The 17,389-nt window shown below is 50.6% G+C and carries 5 protein-coding genes; 4 read left to right on the plus strand and 1 reads right to left on the minus strand.

Annotated elements, in window-relative coordinates; genetic code table 11:
- The 3 genes from EQP46_RS13025 (at position 1) to udp (ending at position 4,046) form a co-directional block, all read left to right on the plus strand.
- Positions 1–474, plus strand: a complete 474-nt coding sequence (locus EQP46_RS13025) for a response regulator (RefSeq protein ID WP_129494078.1) — start codon at positions 1–3, stop codon at positions 472–474.
- Between the two features lie 159 nt (positions 475–633).
- The gene (locus EQP46_RS13030; protein WP_129494079.1) at positions 634–3,024 is read left to right on the plus strand and encodes a zinc/cadmium/mercury/lead-transporting ATPase; all 2,391 of its coding nucleotides are present in this window, start codon (positions 634–636) and stop codon (positions 3,022–3,024) included.
- A gap of 248 nt (positions 3,025–3,272) precedes the next feature.
- Entirely contained in the window at positions 3,273–4,046 is a 774-nt protein-coding gene (gene udp, locus EQP46_RS13035; protein ID WP_129494080.1) for a uridine phosphorylase, read from the plus strand.
- 91 nt (positions 4,047–4,137) lie between these two features.
- Here the strand turns inward: udp and EQP46_RS13040 are convergent, their stop codons facing one another.
- On the minus strand, positions 4,138–5,307 hold the full coding sequence (locus EQP46_RS13040; protein ID WP_129494081.1) for a Card1-like endonuclease domain-containing protein: 1,170 nt from the start codon (positions 5,305–5,307) through the stop codon (positions 4,138–4,140).
- A 392-nt stretch (positions 5,308–5,699) separates the two neighbouring features.
- On the opposite strand from EQP46_RS13040, the gene EQP46_RS13045 reads away from it, so the two are divergent.
- Positions 5,700–17,315: a retention module-containing protein gene (locus tag EQP46_RS13045; RefSeq protein WP_129494082.1), complete on the plus strand. Its 11,616-nt coding sequence runs from the start codon at positions 5,700–5,702 to the stop codon at positions 17,313–17,315.
- Positions 17,316–17,389: the final 74 nt, after the last annotated feature.

Below are 17,389 nucleotides of genomic sequence, written 5' to 3' on the forward strand. Positions count from 1 at the left end.
ATGGAAAAAATCAACATTATCTGCGTTGACGATCAGCGTGAAGTGCTTAGCGCAGTGCTCAAGGATTTAGCGCCTCTTGCCGACATTTTTCATATTGAAGATTGTGAATCGGCGGATGAAGCCCTTGAGCTTATCGACGAGCTAGATGCGGAAGGCGAGCACATTGCCCTCATCATTTCCGACCATGTCATGCCGGGAAAAACAGGTGTGGAATTGCTGACAGAAGTGTCGGCAGACACGCGTTTCAGCCATACGCGTAAAATGCTGCTCACAGGGCAGGCGACCCACGCCGATACCATTGAAGCCATCAACAGTGCGTGTATTGAGCGTTATTTCGAAAAGCCTTGGAAAGCAGAATTGCTGTGTGATGCGGCGAAAGCCTTGGTGACGCAGTACATCTTTGACTTGGGCATTGATTATCGTGATTACCAAGATGCATTGGATACCAATGTGGTGTTTGCGCGTTTGAAGTAACGCATTGCTGATAAAGAGGAAAGGGCGTCAAGGTTGTGCTCATGCAGTTGTGAGATGTGACCTTGAAGCGAAAACACGATTTTTCTCATGTGGCACTTGACCTTGGAGTTATCTCCAAGGTTTACACTGATTGTATCAACCCAGAAAGGAGATAAGGTCATGTGCCATTCTTGTTCATCATCGCGCTGTAAAAACACCGCGCATGCGCATTCATCAACACACCTTCAAAGCACGACAGTCTCAAGTGACACTTGCTGCAACACGTCAAGTAGCGTTGCGTCATCATCTTGTTCAGTAACTGATGGTTTGCAAGAGGACAGCGATGATCCTGCGCGAGCCCGTGGTTGTCGCCACGAAAAAGACGTTAACATCGAACACGAACATAAGCATTCATGCTGCGCAACATCCAGCCCAGAGCCAGAGGCCGTCATCACGGGTGGCAATGTGCTTGAGTGGCGAGTGTCGAACATGGACTGCCCAAGCTGTGCAGGCAAGCTAGAAACGGCATTGCGTGGCATTGACGGCCTCGTCGATGCGAAGGTACGTTTTGCGACAGAAAAGCTTGTTGTGAGTTTCTCAGCACCGCCATCAGAGGCGTCTCTCTCTACCATCAAAACCCGTGCAGAAAAAACAGGCTTCCCCCTTACGCCAGTTTCCGAACCTAAAAAAGCCAAAGTGCCATTAACGCTTTTTCAGCGCATTCAAAAAGAAGGCGTGTTGATTGCACTTATCTCTGTCATGGCGTTGGCGGGCGTGTTGTCATTCTGGCATGCCGAGCTATCGAGCACCTTGTTCACCTTAGCGACCGTGATTGGTCTGCTGCCTATCTTGAAAAAAGCCGGAAGCCTCGCCAAAAGTGGATCGCCATTCTCCATTGAAATGTTGATGAGCATTGCGGCATTGGGGGCGTTATACCTCGGTGAAACCGTCGAAGCCGCCATGGTATTGGTGCTGTTCCTGATCGGCGAGCGTCTTGAAGGCTACGCGTCTTCAAGGGCGAGAGACGGTATTCAAGCGTTAATGGCACTGGTGCCAGACGACGTCATTCTTATTGACGATAACGGTGAACGTAAAAGCGTTCCTGTGTCGAGTTTACAACCTTCACATTGCATAGAAATCGCACCAGGCGGCAGATTACCGGCGGATGCAGAATTGATGGGTCACACCGCCAGTTTTGATTTGAGTGCATTGACGGGCGAATCGATCCCCGTTGAGAAATTGGTGGGTGAGAAAGTGCCCGCAGGCGCGTTGGTCGTGGATCAAGTGGTGCAACTGCGTGTTGTCTCAGAACAAGGCAAGAGTGCGATTGACCGTATTCTCACCTTGATTGAAGAAGCGGAATCGCGCCGCGCGCCTGTTGAGCGTTTCATTGACCGCTTTAGCCGCTGGTATACGCCGCTGATGATTCTGGTCGCCGCGTTGGTTGTGGTTGTGCCGCCGTTGCTGTTTGGCGAAAGCTGGGATACATGGGTGTATCGTGGCCTCGCGTTGCTTCTCATTGCTTGTCCATGCGCGTTGGTGATTTCAACGCCAGCAGCGATGACATCTGGCCTCGCGGCGGCAGCAAGGCAGGGCGCTTTGATCAAAGGCGGAGCAGCGTTAGAAGCCCTCAGCAAGGTGGATTACATCGCCTTCGATAAAACGGGCACCCTGACGGAAGGTAAACCCGCGGTAACAGACATTCTCACCTGGTCTGGTGATGAGGCTACGTTGATAGCGCAATCTTCTGCGATTGAAACGGGCTCGCATCATCCGCTCGCAAAAGCGCTGGTTGCTGAAGCAAAGCGTCGACAGGTTCCAGAGTTAGTCGCTGAAAAGATGAAAGCGACGGCGGGTCGTGGTGTGTCTGGTGTGGTGAACGGGCAGAGTGTGTCGCTGGTGGCACTCGACAAGCTTGATGCCGAACAACGTCTGAGTGATGTGCAGCAGGATGCCGCTCAAGCGCTGGCTGAATCAGGAAAAACCGTTGCGATTGTTTTCGTCGAAGAACAAGCAAAAGGTGCGATTGCATGGCGGGATGAGTTGCGTGATACAGCAAAAGACACTGTTTCTGCGCTCAATCGTGAAGGTGTCCGTTCAGTCATGCTAACAGGGGATAACCCTAAGGCTGCGGCAGGCCTTGCTGCGCAATTAAACATGGAATATCGCGCAGGCTTGATGCCTGAAGGGAAAGTGGATGCAATCAACGCGCTTGCGAAGGGCTCTCGTGTCGCCATGGTAGGCGATGGCATTAACGATGCCCCTGCAATGAAAGCGGCAACCATTGGTATTGCCATGGGGGGAGGCACAGACGTAGCGCTAGAAACCGCGGACATTGCCCTTAGTCATAATCGCATTGAGAGCCTGCCAGATATTGTCAATCTTGCGCGCACGACCATGTCTAATGTTCACCAAAATGTGACCTTGGCGATTGGCTTGAAAGCTGTGTTTCTCGTGACCACCGTGCTGGGTTATACCGGGTTGTGGGTAGCGGTGCTTGCGGACAGTGGCGCGACAGCCATTGTGACCATGAATGCGCTAAGACTGCTGAAATGGGGCACGGCAAAATAATTCACCCATTGCTAATGTAAATGGGCACTGTGACGGTCAATCGAACGATATTACGCTAATGAAGTGATCTAGATCGATATATGCTGAAATGCGATGAAAGTGAAATGATTCAAAAGTGATATTAATCACTTTAAATTTTTCGCCGGACGCTATTGTAAACGTATTGAACGCCACAACCCATTTTCTAGTGGCCATTTAGACAAGAGCGATAGTTTATCTTGTTGAACCCAAGCATTGAGGAAAGCGTTATGACTGAGCAAACTGTGTTTCACTTAGGTGTTACTAAAAAGGATCTTGAAGGTGCCAAAATGGCAATCATTCCGGGCGATCCTGCACGTGTAGAAAAAATTGCTGCATTGATGGAGACGTCGAAATTCCTAGCCAGTCATCGCGAGTACACTTTGTATCTGGGTCGCATCGAAGATAAGCCTGTAGTGGTTTGTTCAACCGGTATTGGTGGTCCATCAACATCGATTGCCGTTGAAGAATTGGCGCAATTGGGTATTGAAACCTTCCTTCGTGTGGGAACCACTGGTGCGATTCAACCGAACATCAATGTCGGTGACATGATCGTGACCACGGCCTCTGTGCGTTTGGATGGTGCGAGCTGTCACTTTGCGCCACTTGAATTCCCAGCAGTTGCAGACTTTGATGTGGCAACTGCCATGAAAGTGGCTGCGGATGCCTCCGGCGCGAAAGTACACACCGGCGTAACTGCATCGAGCGATACTTTCTACCCAGGCCAAGAGCGCTATGACACCTTCAGTGGCCGTGTAGTGCGTCGCTTTCAAGGCTCAATGAAAGAGTGGCAAGACATGGGTGTGTTGAACTTTGAAATGGAATCCGCAACTTTGCTCACCATGTGTGCAAGTTCAGGGTTGCGCGCAGGGTGTGTCGCGGGCGTCATCATCAACCGCACGCAAAAAGAAATTCCAGACCAAGAAACCATGGCTGAAACCGAAGCGCGCTCTATTCGCACCGTGGTAGAGTCGGCGCGTAATCTGATGAAGATGGATGGTTAACGCCAAAGCCGCAGACCAATAAAAAGAAAGCCAGCAGAGATGCTGGCTTTTTTGTTTGTTATCGTGGTCTAGCTAGCTATAGCGGTGTTACTTACGCAAAAGAGGCTTTCTCATAGCCGCCGGCTTTGAGGAACCATTGATGCAAATGGGTTTTCAAATCACCTAATTGATCGGGGCCAATGAGCGCCAAACCAAGATCCGTTGCTCGTGTAATGTCGTGGTGGCGCAGTGGGCGGAAACTCACCAACATGGCGCGTGCTTGCAGCCCGCCAAGCAGGTCGCGAATCGATTCCAGCTTGTACAAAGTGTCATCACCGTCGCTCGACATGCCTTTGGTTTTGCATTCGATAATGTGAAGTTTGTTATTCACCACGGTGGCAACATCCAGTTCGTTACGCACTTCTTTTTCGCCAATCTGACGATAAACCTGCACACCCAATGAATAGTCTTGAATGGTCAGCAACTCACGCTGAATTTGCTCAACGATGTGGTGCACATACCATTCGAGCCATTCACCATTGGCGAAACGACGCGCCGCTTCATTGGTAAACGTCAAGATGCCGCCTTTATACGTTGAGAGTCCAGCGTCATTCAAATCATCAATCAGCATACCCAATTCACGGTAGCCTTGCTGTTTCTCACTGAGCTCTACGTCAAGACGCTGTTCTTTACGGCAAGTGGTCGCCAAGTAATTTAGCGTTGCAAGGCCAGGGCCGAGTTCATAGGCATTGCTTGCCCACTTGTGGCCAACGCTTTCAATGGTGGTTTCAAGTGGGCTTCGAATATCATCCTCAAGCAACTCACAACGCGCACCGAAAATGGTGAGGTAGTCGCTGATATTGATGTGGTCTTCCACTTGTTGCTGTTGTCGACCTTCAGGGAACAGCCAACAAAGCTCATCGCTGAAAGGTTCAATAACATAAATCGGCCATTGGTAGGTGCGGAACACTTCATAGGCAGAAAGTAGACGGTGGCGCAGTCCGCAGCTTGCATTGAAGTAAACTTCAGCGCTTTCTTGCTTCAGTTGTTCAGCCAACTCAACAAGCTTGGACTTGATGAGCGGGATATTGATGTCTGTAGGGATCACGTAAAAATCAGTCTGAATGCCTTTCGGCAACAAGACTTTACTCAGTTGATCAAATTGGTGCTGCTGTTCCTCTACACCAATAAAGATAACTCTTTCGGCCTGCGATTGGCGGTGCAGCAAAGCGGTGACCAGCCTCACGGGGTCTTGGTCGATAATACCAACATGAATGGCCATAGTTACTCCATGATTAGTCAGCCATACGAACATTTCGTATGCCGACCTTTTGTTATAGTTCTTCTAATATCTGGTCGCGGAGGACGATATTCAAGTACTTAGTGATTTTTCTCTCTTTTTAAGATGGGTGTGATTCACTTCTATTCGTGTTTTGTACAAAAAGTGCCACCAATTTTGGTCTACTTTCCTAATCTTAATAGTGTCGCTTGTTTCATTGCTGATAATTTCCTAAGAATTCATCGATAAACCTCGTCTCATAATTTCTCAATGTTGAGCCTGCAATGAAACTAGGGGAGTGAGCTTAAGACACGCATGCCCTTGATGGTTAGACTACGTTCATATCATCAAAGACATACGACCGCAATTCGAGAAGCGAAGCACTGGGGAGAGTTATGATTGGTCACGAGTTTGATTCCAAATTAGACGTTATCGAGGTTAGAGGACAAGCATTTCTAGTCACGAATGATGCGAGAATCATTGGCCTGGAAAAAGGCATGAACATTGCGCCTAATCAGGTACTTTTGACAAACAACGACAGTGATGTCGTGGTTGCCCTTGATGGCAATATTTTTCAAATCGATAGCCAATGTGCTTCCTGTTTGGTGCCTGCAAAGGCGGGGCAAGATGCCTCCATCGCGACAGCGCAAATTCAAGCCTATTTCAATGGCGAAGTGCTGGATTCCGATTTGCCGCTCAATCTTGACGTTGCCCAGCTCCAAGAACTGATTCTGCAAGGCGTCGACCCCACCGAAGTTTTTGAAGAAGCGGCAGCGGGTGAAGCCGCAGAGGGTTCGTCGAATGCTGGCTTTGTGGTTATTGAATACCTCAATGCCTCTACACTGGCGGAAGCGGGCTTCGATACTACTGGGCCGTCCAGTGATACCAATATTATCCCTGAATTCTTTGGCGATGACGTAAACCGTAATGGTGACGGTAACGGCGATGACGGAACGACACCGCCCACCGAAGACATCGATGCGGCAGGGGGGCAGCGTGTTTCTCTCGTCGTTGATGAAGGCGATCTGGATAATTCCCCCTATGGAACGCCAACCACGGCCACTTTCACGATTGAAGGTGGTACTGAGGCGCTAAATCCAGGCACGCTGCAAATTGCGCCATCTGCGTTAGCACTCTTTGAAAGCGAATTAAGCACCATCACGTCAGGTGGCGAGGCGGTGACGTTTACGCGCTCATCAACGGCATCGGGTGATGTGGGTACATTCACCTTGGTGGGCACGGTTAACGGCGAAGTGGTTATCACACTGACGTTAACAGCAACGCAAGATGGCAACGGTTTGTCCATCAGTGCGACCTTAGATCAATCTGCGCCGCTCGATCACCTGAGCGGTTCGGGCACCTACATCAACATCAACGGCGATGCGATCACCATTGATTTGCCTCTACAAGTTGCGGATAGCTCGGGCGATTTACTTCAAGAGCCTGCGCAAGTTCAACTGGTCAGTAACGACGGCGCAGCTCCAGTCGTTGGAACTGCCAGCGTTGAGATTGATGAACCTCAAAATAACCCTGTCAGCGAAAGGCGTGAATCGACCACCGAAGGCATCGATCTTGGCAGTGATAACATCGCCAAAATCGAGTTTGACGACACGGCCGCGAAGCTCGCGTTTGATGGTGTTACCAGCCATACCCAAGAAACTTGGGTTGATACGTCTGTTGATGGCGTGGTGACACTGCGCGTTGTGGGTACAGACGAAGCTGTGCTCGAGATTTCATTGAAAGTGCCATCTGCGCCGGGAGAAACCGCCGCATATGAAGTGACGCAATTTTTGCCTATCGACCAAGATGAAGATCTTGTCGGCGACGGTAACTTCGAACAGTCAACATTCACACTGCCATTCAAGGTTTTCGATACCGACGGCGATGTGAGTAATGATTCAGAGGTGACGTTTACCATTAACGATGGTGTGCCAACGGCGGGTGGTGAACGTCTTGATGCATCCGGTGCACCAGAAGATCTCCTTTCAATTGATGAAACAGGCTCTAGCCAAGATACATCGGACAGGAACTCAGCAACGAACTCGTTTGATATCGAAGCGGCATCGGACAAATTGATGCCAGACACCTTGAGCATTGAAGATTTCTCGTCACTGCAAACAGAGTTGATGGAGCTTCAGAACAATGCGGGCGAAAACGTCGATGAAGTGACATTGGTTGAGAGCACCGATGCGAATGGCAATCGCGTGTTGACGATCACCGCATCCATTGGTGGCGAGCCAGCACTGGAGTTTGTGTTCACCGCGACGCAGGCAAGCGGCTCGCTTGATGTAACAGTAGAAACAGAATTCCATCAATATACACCTCTGAACCATCCACAAGATCCAAGTGCTGGGCTGCAAAGTGGCGATGTCACTGCGGATGACAGTGTTATCACAATCAAAATCCCCGTGCAGATCCAAGATTCTGATGGCAACCAGCTGATCAATCCTGAGTCGACCTTTGACCCGAGTGCGCCAGATCACCAAGGTCGTGTCGTGACATTCGAAATCAAGGACAACCCGACCGAGACGATTGATGAGACCACGGTTGATGCAATAACGGTTGATGAAAGTGGCATTGATGAGAGTGCGACCAGTCACCAAGGCTCGCAAGCCAGCGGTACCTTGAACATTGACGATACCAACACCAGTGGTAGCCCAAACAACTTGAATGTGCATGATGGCTCGGGGGACACGTTAGCGGATTTCAATTTCGAAGCCGATTATGTGACATACCCTGATGGCCAACCTGTGTTGTCAGGTGACTTTCCTGTTCGCATGGAGCAACGTCCAGAAGGGGATACCTTCCCGAAAACTTATTACGGTATTGCCGATGATAATTCCGGTGACACGCGCGACGTTTATAAGGTGGTCCTTGCTTCGGACGGTACCTTCTCTTTTGAACTGTTAGCGGGGCTGGATCATGCAGAAGGCGATGGTATTAATACCTTAACCTTCAATCTGACCGCTTTCGCTACCGATGCTGACGGTGACGTTGCATCGAAAATCACTGTGCCGATTACCGTTACGGATGACATTCCACGAACGGAAGGCAATTTGGCCATCGACATTGATGATCTCGATGTGGGTGCTATCTCGATCAATGTTTTTGAAATCACCGATCCCTCGCAAAATCCCGGTATTGAAGATCTGCAAGGCGCAGATAGCGACACCCTCATCACCCGTATCTTTAATGGGGAAGAGTGGGTGGATGTGTCAACGCGCCGCGAATCTGAAATCGATATCTTCTCAGAAGCGGATCCAAGCATTCAAATTGGTACCGTAGTCATCGATCCGACGACCGATCCCGTAGGGCAAATCACGTTTACCCTCACCGATGAAGAATTCACTGGCTCCATTGATCAGTCCCTTCGTTATGAAGTGACGGATGGCGATGGAGACAAAGTTGAAGGCAGCATTTCGCTGATCATTGACGTTGATGCAGCCGGTGGACAGAAGGTGTCACTGACCGTCAACGAAGGTGATTTGGATGACACGACCTACAGTGAAGCATCAAGTTCAACCTTCGCCATTGAAGCGGGCACAGAACGTTTAGTGCCAGGGTCGCTGCAAATCGCACCAAGTGCACTTGCCTTGTTTGAGTCAGAACTGGCGACGATCACTGCTGGTGGCGAGCCGGTTGTGTTTACGCACAGCGTAGAAGGCGATGATGTCGGCACCTTTACCTTGGTTGGCAAAGTGGGTGATGAGGTCGTCGTGACACTCACCGTCGTTGCAGAACAAGACGGCAACAGTTTATCTGTCACCGCCACATTAGATCAGACGGCACCGCTGGACCATACTTCGGGCACAGGTACATACGTCAACATTGATGGCGACCAGCTAACCATCAACCTGCCGTTGCAAGTTGAGGATACGACGGGCGAACTGATGTTGGCCCCGGCTGAAATCACCATGGTCAGTAACGATGGTGCACCACCAAGTGTTGATGACGTAGAGATTGAAATTCAAGAACCACAGCTCAACGCTACAGATCCTGTTGTGTCGTCCACATCCGATGGTGTCGATTTGGGCAGTGATGAAATCAGCAAAATAGAGTTTGATGCAACGGCAGCAGAAAGCGCGTTTGACGGCATCACAAGCAATGGCGAAGAAACCTATGTTGATACGTCTGTTGAGGGTGTTCTCACACTGCGCGTAACGGGCACCGATGAAGCGGTACTCGAAATCTCAATGAAAGCGCCAGAATCAAGCGGCGATGATGTTTCTTATGAAGTGAAACAGTTCCTTCCCTTCGACCAGAATGAAGACGTTAGCGGCGATGGCAATTTCGAGCAATCGACCTTTAACCTGCCATTTACCGTCTTCGACGCGGACGGCGACGAGAGCAATAGCGCGGAAGTGAGCATTACCATTAAAGATGGTGTGCCAACAACCGGTGGTGAGCAACTGGATGGCAGCGGAAATCCTGTCGACATACTTGAGCTCAATGAGAATGTCACTACCCAAGATGCATCAGAATCTAATTCTGTAACAGGCTCTTTCGATTTGGTCGCAACCACCGACAAATTGGTGCCTGATACATTAAGTATTGAAGATTTTGCGTCATTGCAGACCGAGTTGATGGGGCTGCAAAACAACGAGGGCGAGAACGTCGATGGCGTGACGCTGGTTGAAAGTGTCGACGGCGACGGTAATCGTGTGTTGACTGTTGCCGCATCTGTAGGCGGAGAGACAGTGCTTGAGTTTGTCTTTACTGCAACGCAAGCCGCAGACTCTCTCGATGTCACGGTAGAAACGGCTTTCCATCAATATGCGCCGTTGAATCATCCTCAGGATCCAGATGCTGCGCAGCAAGAGGGGGATGTGACGGCGAATGGCGACGTTATTTCAATCAAGATCCCTGTTCAAATTCTCGACACTGACGGTAACAGTCTGATTAATCCAGACAGCACTTATGACCCAAGCGCGCCAGACACGCAAGGGCGCATCGTCACGTTTGAAATTAAAGATGATCAACTCGATACGGCAGAAGAAAGCACCGCCGATACGCTCACTGTGAATGAAAGCAGTATCGATGGCAGCGCGACAAGCCACCAAGGTTCTCAAGCCAGTGGTAACTTGAACATTGATGACACCAACGACAGTGGTAACCCTAACAACCTCGATACCAATGATGGTGCGGGCGACACGTTGAAGGATTTCAACTTTGAAACCGACTTCGTGACCTATCCGGATGGTCAGCCAGTGTTGTCCGGTGATTTTCCTGTTCGTATGGAGCAACGCCCTGAAGGTGACACCTTCCCGAAAACGTACGTCGGTTTTGCTGATGATAATTCCGGTGATGCACGCGATGTGTTCACCGTGGTTCTCGAATCTGACGGTAGCTTCTCTTTTGAGTTGTTAGCGGGGCTTGATCACGCAGAAGGCGATGGAATCAATACCTTGAGCTTCAACTTGACGGCATTCGCGACGGATGCGGATGGTGACGTCGTTTCGCAAATCACCGTTCCAATCACAGTGACCGATGATGTCCCGCGCACCGAAGGCAACTTGGCCATCGAAATTGGTGACCTTGTTGGGACACCTGCGACGGTTTCACTGGATGTGTTTGAGATCACCGACCCATCACAAAACCCTGGCATTGAAGATCTACAAGGCGCTGACAGCTCAACGCTGATCACGCGTTTGTTCAATGGTATTGAATGGGTTGATGTGTCGACGCGCCGTGATTCAGAGATCGAAATTTACTCTGAAACCGATAATTCTATTCAAATTGGTACGGTGGAAATTGACCCGCGTACTGACCCTGTCGGCCAAATTACCTTCACCTCGACCGATTCCAATGTGATTGGTTCTGTCGATCAAAATATCCTCTTCGAAGTTACCGACGCAGATGGGGACGTGGTTGAAGGCAGCATTGCGCTGACCATTGAAGACCAAACCCCTACCATTGTTGTGAACCCATCAGCGTCGGGAGAACAGCAAGAAATCAGTGGTGTGGAAGACCAAGGTCAAGACAATACCGACACAGAAGCTGATGGCGTGACGCCTGCGAACGGCATTGCAATCAACATGCAGTTGAGCGTTGGTGATAATGATTTGGGCGAAGCGCTCGAAGAAAACGGCAGCTTAGTGCTCAACGGTGAAGTGACGCTCGCAACACGCGATGTGGCGGGCGACATTGGTGGAACCTTCTATTTCAACGGCACCGCCATTACGCCTGATGGTGATGGCAACATCGTGTTTGATAGCACCATGTTCGAAGCCGTTGACGGTTCAGATCCTGTCACGTTTAACCTCGTGGGCATCACCTTTGTTCCAGATCCAGATTATTCATCGTACGACGACACTGACCTTATCGAGTTTGATGTTGAGCTAGAAGTGAATGGGCACGATCCTGTCTTTACGTCGTCCCCGATGCAGATCAACATTGATGGCATCGCCGATACACCAAGCATTACCTTGATTGGTGATGCCGCAGACGGTGTGTTCGAGATTCAAGAAGATCACAATCCGTTTGACCCGTTCAACCCTGAACCTTTCCGTCTAGGGGATTTGGTCAGCACCGAACTGCAAGACACAGACGGCTCGGAATCATTGCGCCTTGAGATCACCCTGTCGCCAGACGTGGGTGAATTACGTGGCGGACGCATTGTTCTTGAAGACGGTGTGTGGAAGCTGGCCGATCCGTCATTACTGAGCGGCGTGAGCTTTACGCCTGATGAAAATTTCAGTGGTGATATTACGGTCACCGTGAAAGCCATCTCGACAGAAAGCGACCCAGCAGTGGTTGATACAGCAGAAACCGATACCTCGTTCATCATTCGTGTTGAACCGTCTGCCGATGATGCGCGACTCACCACACGTCGCGTCTTTGGCAGTGAAGATGCGGGTAATGCTGACCCAGATATTGCGGAGAGCAATACGGCCATTGCGCTTGGCAGTGCGATCACGCTGCAATCTATCGATGATACTGACGGCTCGGAAGCGCTGTTTGTGCGTATCTTCGACATCCCAGATGGGGCGGTGTTGCAACTGAATGATGGCACGACGATCACGACACTCACAGACACAGATCGTGTGTCGATTGATGATTTAGACAAACTTGAAATCGTTCCTCCTGTGCACAGCAATGAGAACTTTACTTTGCAGGTCGAAGGCATTGTTGTAGACAGTGCGGTGGGGTCTCCTGACAGTGAACGTATCATTTCAGCGGAATCGCTCGAGGTTGTGCTGACGGGCGTTGCTGATGTGCCTGTGTTTGACGTTAACGACCCAGGTACGGACGCCGGGCAATGGGCATTCGATGCCGACACGGGCGTTGTTTCGACCTCGGTGCCGGAAGACGGCTTGGCAGGTGATGGCTTGGTGGCTGTCGATTTCAACTTGGTGTCAGGTGAAAATGCATTGTCACCGTCAGACACCTCAGAGTCGCTATCCCTCATCATCTCAAACCTACCAGATGGACTGAGCTTTGTTCAGGTCGATGGTAGCGGTGTCGAAACAGAAGTCGAACTGACCTTCGCAGGGTGGGTCACGAACGCCGATGGCGAATCTGTGCAGAGCTACGTGATTGACCACACTGGGTTTGCGGATGGCAATGTCTACATCAAGTTGCCGCCAAACCTGACAGAAGACATCAAAATTGATGCACGTTTGGTTGCCACAGAAAATGACGGTGACGAAGCGGTGCTTGATACCGCTATCGAAATTAAGATCGATACCCCTCAAATTGATGCCGAAGACTATGTGGAATCGACGTCCATCGGCAAAGAAGATGAGTGGATCGACGTTAACTGGATGCCTGATTTATCCATTTCAGGCATTGACGATTCCAATGCACAAGGTGCAGAAGAAATCGTGGTTGGTGCGGTGATTTCTGGCTTTGATGCCACTGATAGCGTTCAGTTGGTGAAAGGCACGGATGTGATCACGCTGACACCGACTGGTGGCACCATTGTGATTTCAGAAGCGCAGATCACTGACGGCTATCAGTTGCAGGTTAAACGCGCTGAAAACAGTGACGTCGACCTGACATTGAATACCGTTGTTACAGTGAGGCAGGCTGATTTTGAAGACCCTTCAATCACCAGAGAGAAAGACATCGAAGGTGTCGTCAATGTGAACATTGAAGCCAAAGTTGAAGAAGACGGCTTGTTGACCTTTGTGGATAGCGATGGCAATTCAACGTCGAACCTGTCTACAGCGTCAAACGGTGTGATTGAACTGAAAGATGCCATCCGATATGACGAGCTCGATCTAACGAGTGATGAAGTACCGATCAAAGTGGTTATCACCGATCTTGCGGATGGTTTCTATGTGACCAACTCTCTCTATGATGGAGACGGCGGTTGGATCTTGAATGACCCGAATGATTTCAGCATCGTCGCGCCAGAAAACTCGAGCGGAACGACCACGTTTACAATGACGGCGCTGGTGGTTGATGAAGGTGACAACAACGAAGAAGATGTCAGCCTTCCGGTGCAAGTGAGCAGCAACACCATTACGCTGACTTACGAAAACACCACAGACACGGGCAACATCGCGCAGGTAATTGCTGTGCCGACCGACCCTGTTGTCGCGACGGGTGATGAAGATAACCCTATCTCTCTACAAAGCTTGGGCGAGGCACTCAATGTCAATTGGCCAGCAACTGGTGACACTGAATTTGACCAAGTTTCCTTTATCATCAAAGGCGAAGACTTGCCTGTAGGCGCAGTGGTTGGTGGGGCTAACTACCATGTCGAAACAGACATCTATGTGTTTGATCCACCGGGCATGCAATCGTCAGGTAACCCTTACCCAGATGGCTTTGATCTGTCTGAGCTGACCATTACTGCACCTGATGACTTTGCGGGCGAACTGCAAATACCTATCTCCATTGTTAGCGTGGATTCGTCGAGTGGTAATACGTCGACCTCTGACGTGGTTGTGGAATTGCACGTTAACCCATTGGCGGATGTACTGCCGCCAACGGGGGCAGAGCAGCCAAGCGATAACACCATTGATTACAGCTTCTCGTTAACCGTGAAAGAAACACAAGGGCTTGATGAAAATCAGCAGCCAGTGACGGGAACCGCAACAGAAGAAGTGGTGCCTGATGAGGCGTTAGAAGATGGCCTTGTGATCCTCAGCATCGCAGGTTCATTGGCAGACGTTGATGCCGTGAATGGTGAAGAAACCATTTCCAATGCAGAACTCACCGTCGATGCTAGCATGGGTAGCTTTGTCCTGCCGGATGGTTCAGAGAGCACGACCGTTTCACTGTCTGGTGTGGACATTACCAATATCAAATTCAAACCCGCACCCGATTTCAGTGGTGAAGTCAGCATTGATGCGAGCTTGACCATCACGGACACGGCAACCATTGATGGCGCGCAAGTGTCAGATTCTCGCGATGTCACCACGTCCTTCACGTTTGACGTGACGCCAGTGAATGACACCGTCACCATCACGCAAGACGGTGTGGAGCTTGCTGACGGCGAAGTGATTGAAGTTGAAGGCGCTGAAGACGGATCTGGTGGTATTTCATTGGCATCCATCGGTGCCTCTTTCAGTGATGTCGATGGGTCTGAAACCCTGGCATCGGTGATTGTTAGCAATGTGCCAGAAGGCTTTACACTCAATGTTCCTGCATCGAACGCGGGTGAAGGGCAATGGGTCATTGCTGCTGAAGATTTGTCCAACCTGACGAATCTGTCTGAAATCGCCCTCGTGCCGCCGAAAGACTTTAGCGGCACAGTGGATTTCGTGTTGACGATTTACACCAAAGAAGCGGGGTTGAACTTCGTTGTTGGTGAAAGCCAAGATCTCACGCTGACGGTCACGCCTGAGGGAGACGGCGCGACAGCGAGTGTGGTTGCTGCCGCATCCACGGTGGAAGACACGGCTGTTACGCTTGAGATGGAAATCAACGCACTTGATGCGAATCCAAGCCTCAGCACCACAGGTCAACCTGCTGGCGTTAGCTTTACAGAGAATGGTCCGGAGACCATATTGATCACGGTTTCAGGCATTCCTGAAGGCGGTAAGATCATCCTCCCTGATGGTGTAACCGGTACCGTGACGCCAGAAACGTCTGACGGTGGTGATGTTGTTGTCGCAGTTGACAATACCAGCTTGAACGATTTGACCTTCTTACCGCCCCCGGATGCAAACGGCGAGTTCGTCTTAGATTTGGCGATTCAAACATCCGACAACGGGCAAGTTTCGGCTGATGTGGTGAACAAGCAAGTCACTGTGTCAGTGTCAGCGGTGAATGATGCGCCAGTCAACATCATTGCAGATAGCTATGACGCCGAAGAAGACACCATTTTGACCATCACTGATCTTCAAGTCAGTGATGTTGATGTGGCGGAAGGGACATCGATTGTTGCTGTTGAACTCGTGGTTGGCGCAGGCAATGTGCTTGACCTGGTGGGCGACACGACAGGCATCGATGTCACAGGCCAAGGCACGAACACCATTACCCTTGAAGGTGATATTGATGCGGTTAATGCGCTGCTTGCTGCGGGCGTAACGTATGAGTTTGCCGGTGAGAATACCTCCGGCTCGGATGAAATTCAGATGACAACGCGTGACCGAGGTAACTTCGGTACGGGCGGTCAGAAATTCGACCGAGACACAGTCGATATCATCGTTGCACCGAAAGCGGATTTGCCTGAACTGACATCCGCAGCGCAATTGGCATCCATGCGCGCAGCAACAGGTGCATTAATGCCATTGCTTGGTTTGATGGCCAGTGTGGTTGACCCGATTGCCGATGAGTTCTCTGTTACCTTCAGCGGCCTAGGGACGGTTGGTCAAGTCGTCGACAGTACGGGCACGCCTGTCGGCACAGATAACGGCGATGGCACATGGACGTTTGACCAAGGTACCTTGGCAATGACCGACCTGTCGACGCTAAACCTTATGTTCAGTGGTCAGCCGGCGGGTGACGTTACCATTACGGCACTGTCTGATGTGGATGACGGCGAGCCGCTATCATCCACCATCACGGTGAATGTCGAAGTGGTAGATACATCGACGGATCCTGTGTTGAACGACACCGACAACAGCAACGCTGACCTTGTGATTGATGGCACAGCAAATACCACAGTGTATGGCGGTGCTGCCGATGACATTCTTGTTGGTGGCTTAGGCGAGGATATCCTTGTCGGCGGCGCGGGCGATGATGAACTGTGGGGCGGTGAACGCAACGGCACTGGCGATGGCCAGAAAGATACCTTCGCGTGGGAATCTGGCGATTTCGGTACGGCGGCAGCGCCAGCGACAGACACCATCAAAGACTTCGAAACTGGCATTGATGTTATTGATATTTCAGCTGCGTTTGCCGCAGACGGTATCTTTACCTTCACAGAGTTGGCGAATCGCCTCGATATTCAAACGGTCGATGGCAATACACGTATTCAAGTGATGGATGACACAAGCAGCCCGATTCAAAACATCATTGTTGAAGGCAAAACGCTCGACACCTTGTTAGGGATGGACGCGACAACACTGACACAAGATGAAATTCTTGAGTCCATGTTGATGGCTGGCCAGCTTGTCGTCTTCGATTCGTCGGCAACACAGTTTGGTACGGAAGCCGATGATACCTTGGTGGCTGATCCTGCAGGCGAGCGCATTTACGCGGGCGATGGTGATGACACTATTGAAGCGGGGCTTGGCGATGACATCCTTGTTGGCGGTGAAGGGGATGATGTGTACACATGGACGACGTCTAGCGTTAGTACCACCTCCAACACTGATACCGTTGGCGACTTTGAATTGGGTGACAGTGTCACGGGTGATAAGTTAGATGTATCAGCGCTTCTTCCTGACACAGTTGATAGCTCTTCGAGTATCGCAGAGCTCCTCGACTACATTCGTCCTGAAATGACAGACGATGGGCTGACCTTGCACGTTTCACAAACGGCGGGCGGCACAGAGGTGCAAGACATCGTATTGCACAATGTTGGCTTCACCGAACTGGGGCTTGATTCAGGGGCGACAGGCACACAAATCCTTGACGAGTTATTACAACAGCAGGCGCTTAAGCTCGATTAAGGGCGCGCGCTCACTGCGAGTGTCAATGGACAACAAAAAGCACTGCGTTCAGGCGGTGCTTTTTTTATTGTCGC

This window comes from Enterovibrio baiacu, from assembly GCF_004120195.1.
In the GTDB taxonomy this organism is placed as follows: Bacteria; Pseudomonadota; Gammaproteobacteria; order Enterobacterales; family Vibrionaceae; genus Enterovibrio; species Enterovibrio baiacui.